We start from the raw sequence: 17,702 nt of genomic DNA, 5'->3' as shown, positions 1-17,702 counted from the left end.
TGCATCCGCGCTGCAATAATGAATTAGTCATGGAGACGAAGCAGAACCAAAAAGGGGCGGCCCTTCGCCCACGCCCACCGACAATCGCCATCGATGGGCCGGTGGCCGCCGGCAAGACCGCCGTGGGAGCGGAAGTGGCGCGCCGCCTCGGCTACCGCTTCCTCGATACCGGCTCCATGTACCGCGCCTTCACCTGGTTCATACTCGAACGCGGCATCAACCCCGACGACGCAGAACGGCTTCAGCAAGCGGCATCCAGCGTGCGCCTGACTGTCACAGGCGTCAACGAGCACGCGCGCATCCTTGTGGACGGAGAAGACGCCACGCCCCATCTGACTTCCGCTCGGGTCGAAAGCGCGGTATCGCAGGTCTCCAGAGTGCCGGCGGTGCGCAGGGCGATGGTCGATATCCAGCGCGCGGCTGCGGCCGGCGGCGGCGTGGTTATGGCTGGACGCGACATCGGCACGGTCGTCCTGCCGGACGCCGGACTGAAGGTCTATCTGAACGCGTCCCGCGAAGAACGGGCGCGGAGACGGCAGGAGCAGATGGCGCTCCGGGGCGAAGAGACATCCTTCGAAACCGTTCTGGCCGATCTCACCCGTCGCGACGCCATCGACAGCAACCGCGAGGCGTCGCCCCTGCGGCCGGCCCGCGACGCCGTCATTATCGATTCCGACGGGCTCACGCTCGAGCAGGTGGTCGAGCGCGTGATTTCGCTACTGCCATGAGATGGCTGGTGCCCATCCTCTACTGGCCGGGCCGCCTAGTGGTGAAGGCGGTGGTGCTGCTCCTCGTCGACCTCCACGTCACGGGCATCGACAAGGTCCCGCGCCACGGGCCCGTCATCATCGCCTCCAACCACCTGAGCAACGCCGACCCTCCTGTGCTGGGAACGAGCGTCGGTCGCCGTGTCGTCTTCATGGCAAAGCAGGAAGCGATGGGCTGGCCGATCCTCGGGCTCCTCATCCGTCTGAGCGGCGCCCTCCCCGTCCGGCGCTTCGAAGCCGACCTCGGCGCCCTCCGCAAAGCTACAGAGGTGCTGCACGACGGGAAGGCCCTTGTCATGTTCCCTGAAGGCACGCGCTCGCGACAGCGACAGCTGCAAACGGGGCACCCGGGCACGGCGCTCATCGCCCTCCGCAGCGGCGCTCCCATCGTCCCCGTCGGCATCAGCGGCACGGAGAACATCCGCTTCCCCGGCGTGATCTTCTCACTTCTGCGCCTGCGGCGTCCGAAGGTATTCCTCGCTTTCGGCGACCCCTTCTTCCTGCCGAACGTGACGCGAATCTCGTCCGACGAGGTCAACCGCTGCACCGACCAGATCATGCGCCGCATAGCCGCTCTGCTGCCGCCGGCCTACCTGGGGCCGTACGCGGACGAAGCCGATGTCCCGCCGCAACAGACGCGGACCGAAGAGGTGGGGTGAACCCCCGATGGAGATAATTCGCGCCGCTGACATGGGTTTCTGTTTCGGCGTGCGCCGCGCCGTCGAGACGATGGAGCAGGCGGCGGCGCGCCTCGGCCGCATGACCAGCCTCGGCTCGGTAGTGCACAATCAGCAGGTAGTGGAGCGCCTGGCCCGCCTGGGCGTCGAAGTAATCGGCGCGCCGGCAGAGGCCGACAGCCGTCCCATAGCCATCACCTCGCATGGCGTGGCGCCGCAGGTGCTGGAAGAGATCCGACGGCTCGGCGTGCAGGTGGTCGACACAACGTGCCCCATCGTCGCCCGGTCGCAGCAGTGGGCGAAGCGCCTGTCGCGCGACGGCTTCACCGTGCTCATCTTCGGCGACCCCGACCACCGCGAAGTGCGCGCCGTCGCCGGCTGGGCGGGCGGCAAGGGAATGGCCCTGCCCAACACAGAAGCGCTCGACGCCGTCATCGAACGTCTCCCCGCCCGCGTCGCCGTCCTCTCGCAGACCACGGAGACTAAGGAGCGCTTCGCCTCGTTCGTCGGCCACCTGATGAGTAACCGCCTCAGCCACATCCGCGAGCTGCGCGTCATCAACACCCTCTGTCACGCGACCACGAACCAGCAGGCGGCGGCGCGAGAGCTGGCCCGGCGGGTCGACCTTATGATCGTCGTCGGCGGAAGGGAGAGCGCGAACACCCGTCACCTGGCCGACGTGTCGCGGGAGGAAGGCGTGGAGACGCACCACATCGAGTGGGCGTCGGAGGTGGACCCGCGGTGGCTCGCGGGCAAGCGCAGCGTCGGCATTACCGCCGGCGCTTCCACCCCGGACGAAACGGTAGACGCGGTAGAGGCCCGCCTTCGCGAGCTGGCAGATGAGCGAAACGACAGCCGGAAGGCCTAAGGGCGGCCTGATCAGCGCCGTGCGCGGCGGCCTGGCGGCGCGGGCCGGACTCCAGCCCGGCGACGTAGTCCTGGAAATCGACGGCCGGCCCCTGCGAGACGTTATCGACTTCCAGCTCTACGCGGCCGAGGACGCGTTCCGCCTCACGCTCCGCCGCGACGGACGTCGAGTCAACATCGCGGCGACGCGCGACCGCGGCGAGGAGCTGGGCATCGAATTCGCGCAACCCGTCTTCGATGCCGTCCGCACCTGCAACAACGACTGCTTCTTCTGCTTTCTCAAAGGTCTCCCCGAAGGCATGCGCCCGTCCCTCTACTTGAAGGACGACGACTACCGTCTCAGCTTCTATCACGGCAACTTCGTCACCCTTACCAACCTGACGGAGAGCGACTGGCGGCGCCTGGCGGAGCAGCGGCTGAGCCCGCTGAACGTCTCCGTGCACGCCACCGACCCCAAGCTGCGACAGCGCATGCTCGGCAACCCCCGCGCTCCGAACGTGATGGGGCAGTTGCGGCGCCTCGCCGCCCTCGACATACGGGTCAACGCTCAGGTCGTCGTCTGCCCCGGCGTCAACGACGGCAAGCATCTCGAGCGCACGATATCAGACCTGTCGGCGCTCTACCCCCACGTGCAGTCGATAGGCGTCGTGCCCGTGGGAATGACGCGGCATCAACAGCCGCGCGTTGCGAGCGGCGAAACGCCCGTGATCGCGCCTTGCACGCCGCCCTACGCCGCCGCGCTCCTCGCGCAGGTGCGGCGCCGTCAGCGCGAATTCCGGCGGCGCCTGGGAGCGGACCTGGTCTACGCCGCCGACGAGCTCTACCTGCTGGCGCGGCGCCCCTTCCCTGCCGCCTCCCGCTACGACGGCTTCCCTCAGTACCACAACGGCATCGGCATGACCCGCGCCCTCATCGACGACTGGCGCCGCCTGCGCCGCAAGCTACGGCGCGCTCCGTTGGAACCGAACGCCCGCTCCGCGCTCCTCGCCTGCGGCACGCTCATCGCGCCGGTAATCCAGAAGATCGCCGCCGGGCTTGCCACCGCGACCGGCGTCGACATGCGGGTCCGTCCTGTCGAAAGCGAGTTCTGGGGGCCGAGGGTCACCGTGTCCGGCCTGCTCACCGCTTCCGATTTCATCCGCGGTCTGCGCGACGCGCCCTGCGCCGACGCCGTCTTCCTGCCGCGCGCTTCGCTCGACCATGCGGGCGAGCGCTTTCTCGACGGCGGCACGCCCGATGACCTGCGCGACGCGCTGGACGCTCCCGTCGTCTTCGTTGATAATGCGACAGAACTGGCCCGCTGCTTGACCTCTCCTTTAGAATGAAACTGGTGGCGGGGAAGCGGCCGAAAAGGTCGACCGCCGTCCCCGGCCGGAAGGAGAAGGGAGGCCCTCTTCTGTGTGCGGCATCGTCGGATACGTAGGTCGGCGGGAGGCTGCGCCGATCTTGCTCAAGGGGCTCCAGTGCCTGGAGTACCGCGGCTACGATAGCGCCGGCATCGCCGTCCTCGGCGGCAACGGCGACCCTTGCGTCGTTAAGTCCACCGGCAAGCTCCGCACTCTCGCCTCCTGCCTGGAGGGCGTCTTCCCTGAGGGCTGCGTGGGCATCGGCCACACCCGCTGGGCCACCCACGGCAAGCCCAGCGACGCCAACGCGCATCCCCATCTCGATTGCAGCGGCGACGTCGTCGTCATACACAACGGCATCGTCGAGAACTACCTCACCCTTCGAAGCGAGCTGCTGGCAGCCGGCCACGCCTTCCGCTCCGAGACGGATACCGAAGTCATCCCCCACCTTATCGAAGCGAACCTGAACAGCGGCCTGCCGCTGGTCGAAGCGGTGCGCCGCGCCCTTCCCCGTCTGGAGGGGGCGCACGCCATCCTCGCCGTCTCAAGAAGCCAGCCCGATAGGATCGTGGCGGCCAGGGTGGGCAACGCGGGCGGGGTCGTCATCGGCTATGGCGAGGGCGAGATGTTCCTCGCCAGCGACCTGCCGGCCCTCCTGGAGCATACGCGGCGCGTTGTCTTCCTCTGCGACGGCGAAGTGGCGGAGGTGACGTGCAACGGCGCCAGCTTCCGCGACCGCGACGGCGCCGAGCAGAACCATCCCCCGCAGACCGTCCCCTTTGACCCAATGGCGGCGGCCAAGGGCGGCTACAAGCACTTCATGCTCAAGGAGATAATGGAGCAGCCGCAGGCGGTCCTCGACACGATACGCGGCCGAGTTCAGTTCGAGCCGCTGAGCCTGCAGCTAGAAGACATGCCCCCTGGCGAAGCGCTGCGCCGGATTCAGCGCGTCGTCCTCATCGCGATGGGGACGAGCCTGCACGCGGCGATGGTCGGCAAGCATTACATCGAGCAGATAGCGGGGATCGCCGCCGAGGTCGATAACGCCTCCGAGTTCCGCTATCGCAACCCGATAATCGGGCCCGAGACCCTCGTCATATCCGTCGCTCAGTCCGGCGAGACGGTCGACACCCTGGAGGCGATGGCGGAAGCTAAGAAGCGGGGGGCGCTGCAGATTACCGTTTGCAACACCCCGGGCAGCCAGGCGACTCGCATCGCTGACGGCGTGGTGTACATTCGCTGCGGGCTCGAGATCGGCGTCGCGAGCACGAAGACGCTGCTGGGCTCCATCGCCGCGCTGTACCTGCTCGCCTGCTACCTGGGGCAGAAGCGCAGACGCCTCAGCAAGGGCCGACTAGAGGAGCTGCTGTCGCCGCTGGCGCGCATCCCCCAGCTAATCGGCTCCGTCGTCGGCAGGTCGGACGAATACGAGGAGCTGGCCCACAGTCTCTTCCGCTGCCAGAATTTCCTCTACCTCGGCCGCGGCATTCAGTATCCGGTCGCGATGGAAGGGGCGCTCAAGCTTAAGGAGGTAAGCTACATCCACGCCGAGGGCTACCCCGCCGGCGAGATGAAGCACGGGCCCATCGCCCTCATCGATCAGGACATGCCGGTCATCCTCATCGCCGTCCGCGACGGGCTGCGCGACAAGATGATATCGAACCTGCAGCAGGTGCGCGCCCGCGACGGGGTCGTCATCGCCCTCGGCAACGAAGGAGACGAGGAGCTGGCCGGCATGGCCGATCACGCCATCTTCGTCCCCGAAACGACGCCCCTGCTGATGCCCCTGCTGACGGTCGTTCCCCTGCAGCTCCTGGCCTATCACATCGCCGTGCGCCGCGGCTGCGACGTCGACCAGCCCCGCAACCTCGCCAAAACGGTCACAGTGGAATAGAGACCCGCGACGTCGAGAGGAATCGATAATGTCTCCTGTTCTCTTGTAGGCAGCTGTACGGTAGAATCTGCTGAACACGATATAATGACAGTGTGCGCCGAAGCCATCTGTGCATGATGCGGCAGTGATTGGCCGGGGCCAGTAGACTCACGGAGGCAGAACTCACATGAACAATCGGGACGTGGTCAAGTTCGAAGAGGTAGGCCGGGGCGATATCGCCCTCGTCGGCGGGAAGGGCGCAAACCTGGGAGAGATGCTGCGCGCCGGTATTCCCGTTCCGCCGGGATTCATCGTGACCGCCGAAGCCTACTCCCGCTTCATCGAGCAGTCCGGCCTTGCCCCCAGGATAACCGAGATCCTTTCCGCGCTTGACGTTCACGACAGCGATGCCCTCCAGGCGGCGTCGAAAAAGATCAAGCAGATGATCGTCGACACGCCGATGCCGGACGACATCGCCCAGCAGGTAAGACAGTACTATCGCGAGATGGGCGCGCCGCCCGTTGCCGTGCGCAGCTCCGCCACCGCGGAGGATCTGCCGGAGGCTTCCTTCGCCGGCCAGCAGAGCACCTTCCTCAACGTGCTCGGCGAGGACAGGGTGGTGCTGGCCGTCAAAGAGTGCTGGGCGTCTCTCTTCGAGGCGCGCGCCATCTTCTACCGCGTGGAAAACGGCTTTGAGCACATGAAAGTCAAGATCGCCGTCCCCGTCCAGAAGATGGTCCAGGCCGAACGCTCCGGCGTCATGTTCACTGTCGAGCCCGTAACCAGCGATCGCTCGAAGATAACCGTCGAAGCCATAGCCGGCCTCGGTGAGGCGCTGGTCTCGGGAGAGGTCAGCCCCGATATGTACATCGTCGACAAGGCCAACCTCTCCATTCTGGAGAAGAACATCCAGATACAGGACCGGCAGCTCTTCCGCACGGAAACGGGCAAGGGGAAGGGCTACGCCGACATCTCCTGGCAGCCCGTTCCCGACGCGGTGCGCGACGGCCAGAAGCTGAGCGACGAGGAGATCGTGCGTCTGGCCGAGATCGGCAAGCGCATCGAGGACCACTATGCATTCCCCCAGGACATCGAGTGGGCAAGCGAGAACCACGAGCTGTACATTGTCCAGACGCGGCCCGTTACCACCCTCGTTGAGGTGTCGGAGGAAGAAGCGGAAGCAGTCGAGGAAACTGCCCCCGTCATCCTCAAGGGCTCGCCTGCCAGCCCCGGCGTCGCGGCGGGCGTCGTGAAGATTACGCTTGACCCATCGGAGATCGGCAAGGTGCTGGCGGGCGACATCCTTGTGGCGGAGATGACGACGCCCGACTTCGTGCCGGCCATGAAGCGCGCCGTCGCCATCGTCACCGACCGCGGCGGACGCACCGCTCACGCCGCCATCGTCAGCCGCGAGCTGGGCATCCCCTGCGTCGTCGGCACCGGCGAAGCGACGGGAAAGCTGCGCGACGGCCAAACGATAACGGTCGACGGCGCCCGCGGCCTCGTCTATGACGGCCGGGCGGAAGCGACCCTCGCCGCCTACGAGCGAGAGCGCCTGCGGGCCACTGCCGCCGCCGCCGCAACGAAGACGAAGGTCTACGTCAACCTGGCGCAGCCCGAGCTCGCCGACCGCGTCGCCGCCCGAAACGTCGACGGCGTCGGTCTCCTCCGCGCCGAGTTCATCATCGCCGACATCGGCGAGCACCCGCGCTACGCCCTCGAGCAGGGGCGCGGCGAGGAGTTCACCGCTAAACTCGCGGAGGGGCTCACCAAGTTCGCCGCCGCCTTCGACCCGCGGCCCGTCGTCTACCGCACGACCGACTTCAAGACAAATGAGTACGCTAATCTCAAGGGCGGCGAGAAGTACGAGATGCCGGAAGAGAACCCCATGCTCGGCTATCGCGGCGCTTCCCGCTACATCCGCGACATCGATGTCTTCCGCCTGGAGCTTGAGGCCATCAAGCGCGTGCGCAAGCAGCACAAGAACCTGTGGGTGATGATCCCCTTCGTCCGCACGCCGGAAGAGATGGCAGGCGTTAAGAAGGTGATGGAACAGGAGGGGCTCAAACAGTCGGACGACTTCAAGCTGTGGATGATGGCGGAGGTGCCTTCCAACGTCATCCTTCTCAACGAGTTCATCGACGTCGGAATCGACGGCATCTCCATCGGCTCCAACGACCTCACTCAGCTCGTGCTCGGCATCGACCGCGACAACGAGGTGCTGGCGAAGGAGTTCGACGAGCGCAACCCCGCAGTGATGCGGTCGCTCGAGCAGCTCGTGACAACGGCGCGGAAGCGCGGTATAACATCGTCCATCTGCGGCCAGGCGCCGTCGGACTACCCGGAGCTGACGGAGAAGCTGGTCGAGTGGGGCATTACGTCCGTATCGGTCAACCCCGACGTCATCGACAAGACGCGCAGGATCATCGCCGACGCGGAGTCGCGCCTGGGAACGAAACCGTAGGCGCATCGAAAGGTCAACGTGCCGTGGGGGCGCACGAACATGCGCCCCCACATCTTGCACTCAATCATCCGGCGATCGGGCCCGCCGTCCTTGACACATACGCTCCCGCCCGCGAATATGAGCACTGGTCTGGCGCATGACACGACTCCGACTTATCGCCTCAATCATTCTGCCGGCAGCCGGCCTCGGCTGTCTTCTAGCTGCGGCTGCCTGCGGGGGCAGCGGCGACGCCCAGGCGCTGATCGCTTTCCAGTCGGACCGTGACGGCAACCCCGAGATCTACCTCACGCACCCCGACGGCAAGGGCTACACCAACCTCAGCAACAACCGCGCTCCCGACTATTCGCCGTCGTGGTCGCCCGACGGCTCGCAGATCGCTTTCGCCTCCGCGCGCGATGGGAAGCTTGAGGTCTACGTGATGAACGCCGACGGCACCGGCCAGAAGGCGCTTACCCTCAACGCGGCGAACGACTACGCCCCCGCCTGGTCGCCCGACGGCTCAAGGATCGCCTTCATATCCGACCGCGACGGGAATCTCCAAATATACGTCATGAACGCAGACGGCTCAAACCAGCAAAACCTGTCTCAGACCGCCGCTTCCGACTGGGGCGTCGACTGGTCGCCGGACGGCTCGCAGATCGCGCTGGCGACCGGCCGCGACGGCAACCACGAGATCTATGTGATGAACGCGGACGGCTCCGGCGCCACCAACCTTACTAACAACGAGGCGAACGACTACGCCCCCGCCTGGTCGCCCGACGGCTCGCAGATCGCCTTCGTCTCCGACCGCGACGGCAATGCGGAAATCTACCTGATGCGCGCCGACGGGTCGGAGCAGCGCAATCTCTCGAACTCCCCGAGCTTCGATTGGGCCCCCGCGTGGTCGCCGGGCGGCTCGCAGATCGCCTTCGTCTCCGACCGCGACGGCAACCCCGAAATCTACCTGATGGATGCCGACGGCTCCAACCAGGCCCGCCTCACCTTCAACCCCGCGGAAGACATCGAGCCGGACTGGACCACTGCCTCCGGCCGCTGAACCTCAGCCTCGGCAAGATGGTCGACTTGAACCAGGTGCGGATAAGGCTGGAGCAACGCGAAGAGTCGCTCTCGCCCTTCGCCGCCCGCAGCGCCCGCAACCGCGGCCGTCTGCGCCCGGAAACGCCATCGCCCCTGCGCACCGATTTCCAGCGTGACCGCGACCGCATCATCCACTGCAAATCGTTTCGACGCCTCAAGCAAAAGACGCACGTGTTCATCGCGCCCGTCGGCGACCACTTCGTCACGCGGCTAACACACACTCTGGAAGTAGCGCAGATTGCCCGTACAATCGCCCGCGCGCTGAACCTGAACGAAGACCTGACGGAGGCGATCGCGCTCGGGCACGACCTGGGGCATACGCCCTTCGGCCACAGCGGCGAGGAAGCGCTGGCGGCGCTCCTGCCCGAAGGCTTCTTCCACAACGAGCAGAGCCTGCGCGTCGTCGACCTCCTCGAACGCGGCGGCACCGGACTCAACCTCACCTGGGAAGTGCGCGACGGCATACTCCATCACTCGAAGTCGAGGGCGGGCATTCTCGCCGAGGGCGACGAGTTGCCCGCGACGCTGGAAGGGCAGATCGTGCGCATCGCCGACAGCGTCGCCTATCTGAACCATGACGTCGCCGACGCCATCCGCGCCGGCCTCCTGACCGAGGACGACCTGCCAGAGCGGGTGAAAGAGGTCATCGGACGCGGTCACTCGCAGCGCATAGACGCCCTTGTCTCCGACATCGTCGCCAGCTCTTGGGCAGCGACCGGCCTCTCAAAAGGGACGCCTGTCATCACCATGAGTGGCCCCATGCTCGCCGCCGCCGACGAGATGCGCGACTTCATGTTCGAGCGCGTCTATCTGTGGGAGGCGTCGCGGCGGGAGACGCAGGGCGCCAAGCGCATTGTCGCCTTCCTGTTCGAATACTATACGAGGCGCCCGGAGGAGATCGTCTCCGACTTCACGCTGCCGGTCGATCCGCCGGCCCGGAGAGCCGCCGACTACATCGCCGGCATGACTGACGGCTTCGCTCAGGAGCTGGCGGCTTCCCTCGGCTTCGTTCCTTAGCGCGCCGCGTCTTTCCCACTGGCAACCCTATGATCGGCGGTCCGATTCTGCTAGAATAACGCGACAGGAAAACAAACTTCCAGGTCGCGGACACTGTCATGATGCCCCCAAGCCGTGGCGGCTCCCCCGTCTTGCGCAGCCCCGTCATACTGGGCGGCCTCGCTGCCGTCGTGATCGCAATTGCCGCCATTATCGGCATGGGCGTTATGTCAGGCGGCGGCGACGACAGCGGCACCAACGGCCCGGCGAAGACCACCGCCACCCCTAAACAGACGAAGGTCGCGGGGAAGCTGATGGGCAAGGCAAAGGTCACCGTTAGCGTTCGCAGCGATCCCGGCAACGATTACCAGATCCTCGGCGTGCTCCGCAGAGGTTCGGAGGTGGAGATAGTAGGGAAGAGCGACGACGGCGAGTGGCTCCAGATAATCTATCCTCCCGGGTCCGATCTGCGCGGCTGGGTGCTCGCCGAATCGATGGAGATCGAAGGCGACTTAAGCGCGCTGGACATCGCGACGCCGGAACAGATGGTCGAGCCGCAGCCCACGCGCGAACGCGCGGCGACGGAGCCGCCCCCGAGCGACACGCCCCCTCCCGAAGAGTCACCGACACCGGAGACTACGCCCCTTCCGTCGCCCACGGTTGCGCCCCTCCCCGACCTCGTGATAGGGGGCGCGATGGTCTCCGGAAACGTCATCATCGTCACGATTACCAACCAGGGTGCGGGCCCACTCGCCGACGCTGTCATCGACGTGACGATCTTCGACGTGACTGGAAGCGAGCTTCTGTACTCGCTGACTACCGGGCCTCATGCGCTGCAACCGGGCGGGAGCATCGATATCAAGACCGATTACTCTCTCCCATCGGGGCTGTCGCAGCTACTGATCCGGGTCGACTCCGCGGGCGCGATCCAAGAGAGCGACGATGCCAACAACAGCTACAGCATCGCGATAAGCAGCAGCGCCGGCGGAGGAGGGATACAGCAGCCGCAGCCGTAGCCCCTTGGCCGGCCGCGCGTCCTACTTTGTCGGCCCGGCAAAGGGCGGAGGGAACCGGAATCGACCACCGCTTATGAGAAAGACTTCTCCCTCCACCAGGCCGGGCAAGGGTGCGCTCAGAGGTCTTCTTGAGGGGACGCGGAAGCGCCTGTTCGACTCAATCAGCCGGCTTACCGAAGAGCAGATGTATCGTCGTGTCGAGGCCGGCCTGCCGTCGATCGCGGAGGTGCTGGCACACCTGCCGCAGGCGGAACGGGCGATGCGCGCCGAAGCGGAGGCTGTGGCTCGCGGGGACCGCCGCGCCGTTGCTTTCCCGTCTCCTCAGCAGGAGCGGGAATGGGCGGCGGCAGCCGAGCGTATGGTGCCTCCGCAGATGGTGAACGACCTGGTGGGCGCTCGCTGGCAGACGCTCCGTTTTCTGGACTCGCTCAACAGCCGCGACCTCTCGAGGAAAGCGGAAGCGTCTGGTTCAGTTCTTACCGTCGCCGAGATGGTCCGTCGCATCGCCGCGCACGAAGACGAGCACGCCGAGCAGATAATGCGGCTGAGACAGCAGTTCGAACAGGGAACGCACCCGAGGAGGGAAGAGCAGAGACAGGCACAGAAATGACGGAGCTCGACGAGATAAGGCAGCGGACTGACATCGTCGACATCATCGGCGAGACGGTGGCGCTTCAACGGGCCGGCCGCAACTTCAAAGCGCTCTGCCCGTTCCATCCGGAGAAGACGCCGTCATTCATCGTTTTCCCCGACCGGCAACGGTGGCACTGCTTCGGCGCCTGCGCCACCGGCGGCGACGTCTTCACGTTCGTCATGCGCCGCCACAATCTCGATTTCGCGGGCGCGCTCCGCTTCCTCGCCGAGCGCGCGGGCGTGAGTCTGCGGAGGGCATCGGGAAGAGGCGAACGGGCGCAGAAGGAGCGGCTGCGCCAGGCCAACGAAGCGGCGGCCGTATTTTTTCAGAATGCCCTCTTCAACAGCAGCCCCGGCGCCCTCGCCCTCGACTACATGACCATGCGCGGCATTGACAGGGAGACGGCGGAGGCTTTCCAGTTAGGGTACAGCCCCGATTCCTGGGACGCGCTGCGCGAGTACCTGCGCGCGCGCGGCTTCAATGAGGTGGAGCTGCTGCGGGCCGGCCTGCTCGTCGAGGGAGACGCCGGGCTGTACGACCGCTTCCGCGACCGGCTGATGTTTCCCATCCGGGACGAGCAGGGACGGGTCCTCGGCTTCGGCTCCCGGCGCCTGAAAGAGGCGGAAAACGAGAGCGACGAGTCGCCGAAGTACTTGAATACGCCCCAAACGCCGATTTTTGATAAGGGTTCGATCCTTTACGGGCTCGACAAAGCAAGAGAGCATATCCGGCGGGCCGGCCAGGTGATCGTAGTGGAAGGATATATGGACGTAATAGCCGCCCACCAGCACGACAACCGGAACGTGGTGGCCAGCATGGGTACCGCCCTCACGGAGCGGCAGGTAGCCTTCCTGCGCCAGCTCACGGAGAACTTCGTTCTCGCCTTCGACCCCGACGTGGCGGGCCAGGCGGCCAGCGAGCGCGGGACGCTGATCGCCTACGAGAAGGGGGCAAACATCCGCGTCATCAATCTGCCCGAGGGAAAAGACCCCGACCAGATCATACGCTCGTCGCCCGACACCTGGCGTCAGCTTGTAAAGGAGGCGATTCCGTATCATCCGGCTCGCCCGCCCGTTGGATCATTGGGGGAGCGCCGCGCATCCGTCGCAAGGCATCGACCGGAGACGGCAGCGGACGCGGGCAGGAGCGAGGAGCTCTGCCTTGCCCTGCTGCTGCGCTTCCCTGAACTGCGTGAGAAAGGCCTGGGCATCGACGAAGCGCTCTTCTCGTTGACGGAGAACCGCCAGCTATTCCAGTACTGGGTCGAGGTCCCCGAGCAGGAGACCCTGGGGGAAAAGTTGCCGGAAGTCTTGTACGAACGCTTTGAGCGTATCGCGGGCAAGAGTCTCGATGCTTATGCAAAGTCGCCGGAAGCGGCGCTTGACAGTTGTATTCGGCACCTCACAAATCGTACACTAGAATTGGAGCTTGAAGCGAATACGGTTGCCATTTCAGAGAAGGAACGGAAGCTGGGGCTGAACCGCGCCATTAAAAGCGCTTACACTTCTCTGAACGAGGGATCGCAAGGTGACACACTTTCCCCCGAAGAAGCGGAGTTGAACTATCTCATTCTCCGAAATCAGGAGATCAGCCGAAAACTGCATGCAGGGCGGCGGGGCAAGAGAGAAACGCAATAATCTTGAGAGTATCCGGTGATGATAATGAACGGCGATTTTGACGACATCGAAGAGCACGATGATCTGATCGAGGAGGCCAAAGACAAGGGCCTCCAGATCGAAGACCACGAAGACGACATCCAACCGCTCGAAAAAGTATATACCCGGCTCTCGGACAGGGGCCTGTCGGTAATCGAGAGCGACAGGGAACTGGCTTCTGTTGAACCCCCGGCCGCTGAGTGGCACGAGGAGGAAGAGGAGGAAGAAGAGAGGCCCAAGGTAGAGAGGGGCGAGGAGGTCCCCCTGGAGGAGCAGGAGGGGATCGATGATCCCGTACGCATGTACCTTCGCGAAATCGGCAAAGTGTACCTCCTGACCGCCGAAGACGAAAAGCGCCTGGCCCGCGCCATGGAAGAAGGGAAGCACATCCAGCGCATCGAGAGACGCTGGCTGGAGGAGCACGGCCGCAACGCTACCGGGGTCGATGTTTTCCTCACGTTGCTGGGCGAGCTGCACGACATGCGCAGGATCATGAACGCCATCGTGAAGGAGCTCAACCTCGGCAAACAGTCGCTCTCGCAGCGTATCGCCGACCCCGTGCTCCGCTCGGCGCTTGACGGCGAGCTCGACCAAGACCTGGCGACCGCCCTTTCGCAGACCTTGCGCTTGCAGCCCGGCCAGGCCGACCAGACGCTCGTCCGGCTGTCCATCGTTACGCACATCCTCACCCCCGAACTGGTGAGGATTGCGGCGGAAGCGGCAGGCGGCGAAGGCAAGCTACTCCCGCCTCCGTGGGACAAGTACGAAGCGCTCTCCGCCCACGAATCGCTATTCCGCGCCCGCTTCGAGCGTCTGAAAGACGAGGGGTTCAAGTCGGAGAAGCGGCTGACGGAGGCCAACCTGCGCCTCGTGGTCAGCGTCGCCAAGAAGTACATCGGGCGCGGCATGTCGCTCCTCGACCTCATCCAGGAGGGCAACATCGGCCTCATCAGGGCGGTCGAGAAGTTCGATTACCGCAAGGGCTACAAGTTCAGCACTTACGCGACCTGGTGGATCCGCCAGGCGATAACCCGCGCCATCGCCGACCAGGCGAGGACGATACGCATCCCCGTGCACATGGTGGAAACGATCAACAAGCTGGTGCGCGTCAGCCGCCGGCTCGTCCAGGAGTACGGGCGTGAGCCCACCAGCGACGAGATCGGGCGCGGCATGGAGATAGCTCCCGAGCGGGTGCGCGAGATAATCAAGGTGTCGCAGGAGCCTGTATCGCTGGAGACGCCGATTGGCGAAGAAGAAGACAGCCACCTCGGCGACTTCATCGAGGACTCGGCCGCGCTCGCCCCGCCGGATGCCGCGTCGCACCAGCTACTGAAGGACCAGGTGATGGAGGTGCTGGCGAGCCTGACGCCGCGCGAGCGCAAGGTGTTGGAGCTGCGCTTCGGTCTGGAGGACGGCCGCAGCCGCACGCTGGAAGAGGTGGGACGCGAATTCAACGTGACGCGCGAGCGCATCCGCCAGATAGAGGCGAAGGCGCTGCGCAAGCTGCGGCATCCCACGCGCAGCCGCAAACTGAAAGACTACCTCGAGTAGCGAGGCTTCCCCCAGTGGGCGTGTGGGCGCCTCACGTGGCGGGCATCCCGCCTGCGGCGGACAGGCCTGCCCGCCACGGCGTTTGACTTCTCCTTCGCCCCGTCCTACGATATCAATAGATGGCGTTATCGAAGTCAGGAGCGCAAGATGCCCCTTTACGAGTACTACTGTCCAACTTGCGAGAAGAAGTTCGAGCTGCTGCGGCCGATGAGCCGCGCCGGCGACCCCGCCTCCTGCCCCGAGGGACACGAGGGCGCCGAGCGCGTCATTTCCGTCTTCTCCGCCCTAACGAAGAGCGCCGAGGGCGACGTTTCATCTGTGGCCAGCGCCTGCAGCACCTGCTCGACGGGAGACTGCAGTAGCTGTTCTATCTAAGGTACAATCGAGGAGGGTTTGGAAAGGGAGCGACTCGCTCCCTTTCTCGTTTGCGGCCGGGGTCATACCCGTTCGCCGCTGGCCACGAACGAGGCCGCTTCCACCCGACGGCTCACCCCGATGTGTATCGTGGCCAGTATGCAGATGATCGCCGCCTCGACCACCGTCAGCAGGCCCGTCAGTATTGTCACGTCGAACCAGAACTCCTCCGGGAACATCTGGATCAGGCGGTCCGTCGCCGGGTCGAGCTGCCAGAGGTCGTTCGTGAAGGCGATGAGGTGAAACTGCTCGAACGCGCGCTCGAAGCCGCTGATAGCGAACACGGCCAGGAAGGCGATGAAGCCTATCGTCAGCGCGCTTCCGATGAGCGACTGCACGGCAAGCGAGCGCAGCGGTTTCTCCCGCGCCCAGATGAATATCGCAACCACGTACGCTAGTATGTACACGAAGGCTATTTCGTGCGCCGTGAACACGAAGCCGAAGAGCTGCTTGACGTCCTTCAGGTGGGCAATCTCGCGGTCGTTGAACAGCGGCACTTCCTTGCCGCCCGTCTCGACGCGGGTGAAGAACGCATCGGCGTCGTTGTTGAAGTACTCGCGCAGCTCGGCGCTCGCCCGCATGAGCTCGGCGCGCGCGATGCCCATCCGTGCGGGGGCGTCGTACTCATCGAAAGCGTACTCGTAGACGCGCTCCTCATTCGCCAGATAGCGCACGTTCGTCCCGATGAGGGCGACAGGGATAGCAATGATGAAGAGAAGTGTCGCCAGGCCGCGGATGACCCCCAAGCCGCTCCTCCTCCGGATATCAGCCCGCCGACAAGCAGGAGAGCTTAGAAGTATACTAGATAAGCGCTTTAGCACTGTCAAGCGTTTGGCAGACAGTTTTCGAACCTGAAGGGAGAGGCCCATGCCGCCGCTGCCGCCCGATCTCGACGTTCGCTCCTTCGCCGCCCTCGAACACATCATCACCCGCCTGCGCGCCCCCGACGGCTGCCCCTGGGACCGCGCCCAGACCCACGACAGCCTGCGCCCCTTCCTCCTCGAAGAAGCGTACGAGACCGCCGGCGCCCTCGACGACGGCGACATCACTAAGCTGCGCGAGGAGCTGGGCGACCTGCTCCTCCAGATCATGCTCCACTCGCAGATAGCCTCCGAGGCGGGCCAGTTCGACGTGCATGACGTCATCGAAGGCATCGCGACCAAGCTGCTGCGCCGCCACCCGCACGTCTTCGGCGACACCCCCGTCGAGACGGCGGAGGAGGTCGTGCTCAAGTGGGAGGCGATAAAGGAGCGAGAACGCGGCGAAGGTCGCTCCGCCCTCGAAGGCGTCACGCTGGCGATGCCCGCCCTCGCCTACAGCCAGGCGCTACAGGAGCGGGCCGCCGCGACGGGATTCGAGTGGCCGCGCGTGGACGACGTGCTCGACAAGCTGTCGGAGGAGGTGCGCGAGCTGCGAGAGGCGTCGACACCGGAGGAGCGTCGCGAGGAGCTGGGCGACGTGCTGTGGCTGCTGGTAAGCCTCGCCCGCAAGCTGGAGCTGGATGCAGAGGACTCGCTGCGGGCGGCCGCGCGCCGCTTCGTCGAGCGTTTCACGGCTCTCGAGTCGCTGGTGCGCGAGCGCTCGCTCGACCTGTCATCGCTGCCCATCGAAGAGCTCGAATCGCTCTGGCGGGAGACGAGGCGCTAGCGGCGCGGGTGCGCGAGGGTTGCTTGCAGCCAGGCGACGCTTCAGCAGAAAGACGCTGCGATGCTAGCGGCCCAAACGCCGCTTCAGCAGCGCGCCGACCACGCCGCCTAACGAGAAGCCGCGGGATTCATCCCGCAGAACTGTACACCAATCATACGCTCGCTCGCTCATCCGCTTATCCGTTAACCATCCGTTGACAGACCGCCCGCCCCCGTCATTGACCCCCTCGATCCGGCGATGCCATACTTGACCTGAGGGAGCCCGATGATGGAGCAGCCGCCGCCCTTCGAGGTCTTCGACCACACCGCCGACGTCGGCATCGTCGCCCGCGGCGACACCCTCGCCGAGGCGTTCGCCAACGCCGCCCGCGGCATGTTCTCGCTTATGGTCGATCTCGAGCGCGTGGCGGAGCGCGAGGAGCGCTGCATCGACGTGCAAGCGGACGACCCTGAGGGGCTCGTCGTCCACTGGCTGAGCGAGCTGCTGTTCATCAGCGAGGTCGACGGCCTCGTGTTCAGGCGCTTCGATGTCGACGCGCTGTCGGACACCAGGCTGGCCGCCCGCGCGTTCGGGGAGCCGCTCGATATCGGGCGGCACAACCCGCAGCTCATGATCAAGGCGGTGACGCGGCACCAGCTCCAGGTGGGCCGCGAGGACGGCGGCTACCGCGTCCGCGTAATCTTCGACATCTAGCCCGGCGGGACGATGGAGGTGTCGC

The 17,702-nt window shown here is 65.3% G+C and carries 16 protein-coding genes; 15 read left to right on the top strand and 1 reads right to left on the bottom strand.

The window, feature by feature from the left end:
- Positions 1–29 precede the first annotated feature (29 nt).
- From cmk to QME71_06990, 13 genes are all read left to right on the top strand, one after another.
- Positions 30–728: a (d)CMP kinase gene (gene cmk / locus QME71_07050; protein MDI6858050.1), complete on the top strand. Its 699-nt coding sequence runs from the start codon at positions 30–32 to the stop codon at positions 726–728.
- Between the two features lie 8 nt (positions 729–736).
- Positions 737–1,426, top strand: coding sequence for a lysophospholipid acyltransferase family protein (locus QME71_07045; GenBank protein MDI6858049.1), 690 nt, complete (start codon positions 737–739; stop codon positions 1,424–1,426).
- 7 nt (positions 1,427–1,433) lie between these two features.
- Entirely contained in the window at positions 1,434–2,312 is an 879-nt protein-coding gene (gene ispH, locus QME71_07040) for a 4-hydroxy-3-methylbut-2-enyl diphosphate reductase (GenBank protein MDI6858048.1), read from the top strand.
- Positions 2,284–3,636 carry a DUF512 domain-containing protein gene (locus QME71_07035; protein ID MDI6858047.1) on the top strand — a complete coding sequence of 451 codons (1,353 nt, stop codon included), beginning with the start codon at positions 2,284–2,286 and terminating at the stop codon, positions 3,634–3,636. Before ispH ends, QME71_07035 begins: the two co-directional genes overlap by 29 nt.
- A 73-nt stretch (positions 3,637–3,709) precedes the next feature.
- Entirely contained in the window at positions 3,710–5,551 is a 1,842-nt protein-coding gene (gene glmS / locus QME71_07030) for a glutamine--fructose-6-phosphate transaminase (isomerizing) (GenBank protein ID MDI6858046.1), read from the top strand.
- A 166-nt stretch (positions 5,552–5,717) separates the two neighbouring features.
- The gene (gene ppsA / locus QME71_07025) at positions 5,718–7,994 is read left to right on the top strand and encodes a phosphoenolpyruvate synthase (protein MDI6858045.1); all 2,277 of its coding nucleotides are present in this window, start codon (positions 5,718–5,720) and stop codon (positions 7,992–7,994) included.
- Positions 7,995–8,130: 136 nt separating this feature from the next.
- Positions 8,131–9,030 carry an LpqB family beta-propeller domain-containing protein gene (locus tag QME71_07020; protein MDI6858044.1) on the top strand — a complete coding sequence of 300 codons (900 nt, stop codon included), beginning with the start codon at positions 8,131–8,133 and terminating at the stop codon, positions 9,028–9,030.
- A 17-nt stretch (positions 9,031–9,047) separates the two neighbouring features.
- Positions 9,048–10,088, top strand: coding sequence for a deoxyguanosinetriphosphate triphosphohydrolase (locus tag QME71_07015; protein MDI6858043.1), 1,041 nt, complete (start codon positions 9,048–9,050; stop codon positions 10,086–10,088).
- A gap of 98 nt (positions 10,089–10,186) precedes the next feature.
- Positions 10,187–11,083 carry an SH3 domain-containing protein gene (locus QME71_07010; protein MDI6858042.1) on the top strand — a complete coding sequence of 299 codons (897 nt, stop codon included), beginning with the start codon at positions 10,187–10,189 and terminating at the stop codon, positions 11,081–11,083.
- Between the two features lie 73 nt (positions 11,084–11,156).
- Entirely contained in the window at positions 11,157–11,693 is a 537-nt protein-coding gene (locus QME71_07005) for a DinB family protein (protein MDI6858041.1), read from the top strand.
- Positions 11,690–13,354: a DNA primase gene (gene dnaG, locus QME71_07000; protein ID MDI6858040.1), complete on the top strand. Its 1,665-nt coding sequence runs from the start codon at positions 11,690–11,692 to the stop codon at positions 13,352–13,354. The genes QME71_07005 and dnaG overlap by 4 nt, the downstream gene beginning before the upstream one ends.
- 24 nt (positions 13,355–13,378) lie before the next feature.
- Entirely contained in the window at positions 13,379–14,923 is a 1,545-nt protein-coding gene (gene rpoD, locus QME71_06995; protein ID MDI6858039.1) for an RNA polymerase sigma factor RpoD, read from the top strand.
- 147 nt (positions 14,924–15,070) lie between these two features.
- Complete coding sequence (locus QME71_06990) at positions 15,071–15,298, top strand: zinc ribbon domain-containing protein (GenBank protein MDI6858038.1); 228 nt, start codon at positions 15,071–15,073, stop codon at positions 15,296–15,298.
- Between the two features lie 62 nt (positions 15,299–15,360).
- On the opposite strand, the gene QME71_06985 is transcribed toward QME71_06990, so the two are convergent.
- Positions 15,361–16,083, bottom strand: a complete 723-nt coding sequence (locus tag QME71_06985) for a TIGR01906 family membrane protein (GenBank protein MDI6858037.1) — start codon at positions 16,081–16,083, stop codon at positions 15,361–15,363.
- A gap of 121 nt (positions 16,084–16,204) precedes the next feature.
- On the opposite strand from QME71_06985, the gene mazG reads away from it, so the two are divergent.
- On the top strand, positions 16,205–16,984 hold the full coding sequence (mazG, locus tag QME71_06980) for a nucleoside triphosphate pyrophosphohydrolase (protein MDI6858036.1): 780 nt from the start codon (positions 16,205–16,207) through the stop codon (positions 16,982–16,984).
- A gap of 264 nt (positions 16,985–17,248) precedes the next feature.
- Positions 17,249–17,677: an archease gene (locus QME71_06975; GenBank protein MDI6858035.1), complete on the top strand. Its 429-nt coding sequence runs from the start codon at positions 17,249–17,251 to the stop codon at positions 17,675–17,677.
- Positions 17,678–17,702 lie beyond the last annotated feature (25 nt).

It is taken from the genome of Dehalococcoidia bacterium, from assembly GCA_030018455.1.
Taxonomy (GTDB): Bacteria; Chloroflexota; Dehalococcoidia; order DSTF01; family JALHUB01; genus JASEFU01.
Note: the sequence above shows the minus strand (reverse complement) of the source record. Positions and strands in the feature narration are given on the sequence as shown.